The following is a 3,093-nucleotide window of genomic DNA, read 5'->3' as shown; positions in this document are numbered from 1 at the left end:
ATCCCCAAGGCACAGACAAAAAACGATTTATGAACAAGAAAAACAGAATCATTCTTCTCGCTGCGATGATTGTCGCAGCCGTATCACAGACATTCGCGCAAGGCAACGGACTTGCAGGTATCAACGAGGCAACAAGCATGGTGACCTCCTACTTCGATCCAGGCACGAAGCTCATCTACGCCATCGGTGCCGTGGTAGGTCTCATCGGAGGCATCAAGGTGTATGGCAAGTTCTCATCTGGCGACCCCGACACGAGCAAGACTGCCGCAAGCTGGTTCGGAGCCTGCATCTTCCTCATCGTGAGCGCAACCATCCTCCGCTCGTTCTTCTTATAATATAATAAGGTATAAGACTTATGGCTGACTACCCAATCAACAAGGGCATCGGTCATTCGGTTGAGTTCAAGGGACTGAAGGCACAGTACCTCTTCATCTTCGCAGGTGGACTGCTTGTCGTCTTCTTCCTTGTGGTAGTCCTCTATATGGCAGGTGCGGACCAACTGGTCTGCATCGGCTTGGGTCTCACGCTCGGATCATTGCTTGTATGGGGAACATTCCACCTGAACAACAAGTACGGAGAGCATGGACTGATGAAGCTCCTTGCCTCCAAGAGCCATCCACGCTATATCCTCAACCGAAGGAAAACAAACCGAATGTTCAAACATAAAAAGAAAGAAGAATGAGAAATATCAGAAAATCAAGCACCCTTGAGAGCAAGTTTCCGCTGCTTGCCGTGGAGCAAGGCTGCATTATCTCCAAGGATGGCGACATCACGGTCGCCTACGAGGTAACGCTCCCCGAGATCTTCACGGTAACATCGCAGGAGTATGAGTCAGTACATGCCGCATGGTGCAAGGCTATCAAGGTACTGCCCGACTATAGCATTGTCCACAAGCAGGACTGGTTCGTGAAAGAGAACTACGAACCGGACTTGCTGAATAGCGACATGAGCTTTCTGTCAAGAAGCTATGAGCGACACTTCAATGAGCGTCCTTACCTGCATCACCAGTGTTACCTGTTCCTCACCAAGACCTCCAAGGAGCGCATGGCACACCAGAGCAATTTTTCCACCTTGTGCCGTGGGCATATCATCCCTAAGGAAATCAAGGACAAGGAAATGGTAGCAAGATTCCTTGATGCCGTGGAGCAGTTCGCAAGAATCATCAACGACTCCGGCTATATCTCCTTACGCAGACTGACGGATGAGGAAATCACAGGCACGGAACGGATAACGGGACTTGTAGGCAAATACCTCTCGCTCTCCACGGAGAACGTGCAATGTTTGGAGGATATGGAATTGTCTGCAAGTGGTATGCGTATCGGAAACAAACACCTATGCCTTCATACCTTGTCGCAAACGGAAGACCTGCCAACGGAAGTATCTACGGACAACCGCTTTGAGCGATTGTCCACTGACCGAAGTGACTGCCGACTATCTTTTGCCGCTCCAGTTGGCTTGCTGTTGTCCTGCAACCATATCTATAACCAGTATGTATTCATAGACAACAGTGACGAGACCTTGCAGAAGTTTGAGAAGACCGCCCGTAACATGCACTCGCTGTCAAGGTACAGCCGACAGAACGCCATCAACAAGGAATGGATTGACGAGTATCTGAACGAGGCTCACTCACAAGGCTTGCAGTCTGTCCGTGCCCATTTCAATGTCCTGGCATGGGGCGAGGATATGGAAGTGTTGAAGCATCTTCGCAACGACGTAGGCAGTCAGTTGGCAAGCATGGAATGTGTGCCATGCCACAATACGGTGGATTGTCCGACACTTTTCTGGGCAGCGATACCCGGCAACGAGGGTGATTTTCCGTCAGAGGAAAGTTTCCATACCTTCATCGAACAGGCAACCTGCCTCTTCACGGAGGAAACCAACTATATGGATTCTCCCTCACCGTTCGGCATCAAGATGGCAGACCGCATCAGTGGCAAGCCGCTGCACATTGACATCTCTGACCTGCCGATGAGAAAAGGCGTAACAACCAACCGCAACAAGTTCGTGCTCGGACCCTCGGGAAGCGGGAAGTCCTTCTTCATGAACCACCTCGTCAGACAGTATTACGAGCAAGGCACGCATGTGGTCTTGGTCGATACGGGAAACTCCTACCAGGGACTCTGCGAGATGATCAACAGAAAAACAGGCGGAAAGGACGGTATCTACTATACCTATACGGATGAGAGTCCCATCTCATTCAATCCCTTTTTCACCTAGGATAAGGTCTTTGACATCGAGAAGCGTGAGAGCATCAAGACTTCGCTCCTGACACTTTGGAAGAAGGACAACGAGCCTGCCACACGAGCGGAAGAGGTTGCCTTGTCAAATGCCGTGTCGCTCTACATCGGTAAACTGAAAGAGGAAAGCGACATCGTTCCATGCTTCAATACCTTCTATGAGTTTGTGGGAACGGAATACCGCAAGGTTCTGGAAGAAAAGAAAGTCCGTGAGAAAGATTTTGATATAGACGGATTTCTCAACGTGCTGGAACCTTACTACAAGGGTGGTGAGTACGACTATCTGCTTAACTCCGACAAGGAGCTTGACCTGCTGCACAAGCGGTTCATCGTTTTCGAGATAGATTCCATCAAGGACCATTCAATCCTGTTCCCGGTCACGACCATCATCATCATGGAGCTGTTCATCAACAAGATGCGCCGTCTGAAAGGCATCCGTAAGATGATAGTGATAGAAGAAGCATGGAAAGCGATAGCTTCGGCAAACATGGCGTCCTATATCAAGTATCTCTATAAGACGGTCAGAAAGTTCTTCGGTGAGGCGGTTGTGGTGACGCAGGAAGTCGAGGACATCATATCCTCCGCTATTGTGAAGGAGAGTATCATCAACAACTCAGACTGCAAGATACTCCTTGACCAGAGGAAGTTCATGAACAAGTTCGAGCAGATACAGTCATTGCTCGGATTGACGGAAAAGGAGAAGTCGCAGATTCTCTCCATCAACCAGTCCAACGACCCGTCACGTCTCTACAAGGAAGTATGGATAGGACTCGGAGGAACGCAGTCGGCAGTATATGCCACAGAGGTGTCCACGCAGGAATATCTCGCCTATACGACTGAGGAAAGTGAGAAACTG

The 3,093-nt window shown here is 49.7% G+C and carries 2 protein-coding genes and 1 pseudogene; all 3 read left to right on the top strand.

Features of this window, described 5'->3' with window-relative positions; genetic code table 11:
- Positions 1–29 precede the first annotated feature (29 nt).
- Positions 30–335, top strand: coding sequence for a DUF4134 domain-containing protein (locus DW657_RS16930; RefSeq protein WP_068856396.1), 306 nt, complete (start codon positions 30–32; stop codon positions 333–335).
- A 20-nt stretch (positions 336–355) separates the two neighbouring features.
- Entirely contained in the window at positions 356–682 is a 327-nt protein-coding gene (locus tag DW657_RS16925; RefSeq protein WP_118313519.1) for a DUF4133 domain-containing protein, read from the top strand.
- Positions 679–3,093: pseudogene (locus DW657_RS16920) on the top strand (TraG family conjugative transposon ATPase); the annotation flags it as partial. The gene DW657_RS16925 and the pseudogene DW657_RS16920, both read left to right, overlap by 4 nt.

The sequence above is a fragment of the Prevotella sp. AM23-5 genome (genome assembly GCF_003473645.1).
Classification (GTDB): domain Bacteria; phylum Bacteroidota; class Bacteroidia; order Bacteroidales; family Bacteroidaceae; genus Prevotella; species Prevotella copri_A.
Note: the sequence above shows the minus strand (reverse complement) of the source record. Positions and strands in the feature narration are given on the sequence as shown.

What these genes read in the sequence shown, in the direction of transcription:
- DW657_RS16930 (WP_068856396.1), top strand. Translation starts at nt 30, where the DNA reads ATGAACAAGAAAAACAGAATCATTCTTCTCGCTGCGATGATTGTCGCA.
- DW657_RS16925 (WP_118313519.1), top strand. Translation starts at nt 356, where the DNA reads ATGGCTGACTACCCAATCAACAAGGGCATCGGTCATTCGGTTGAGTTC.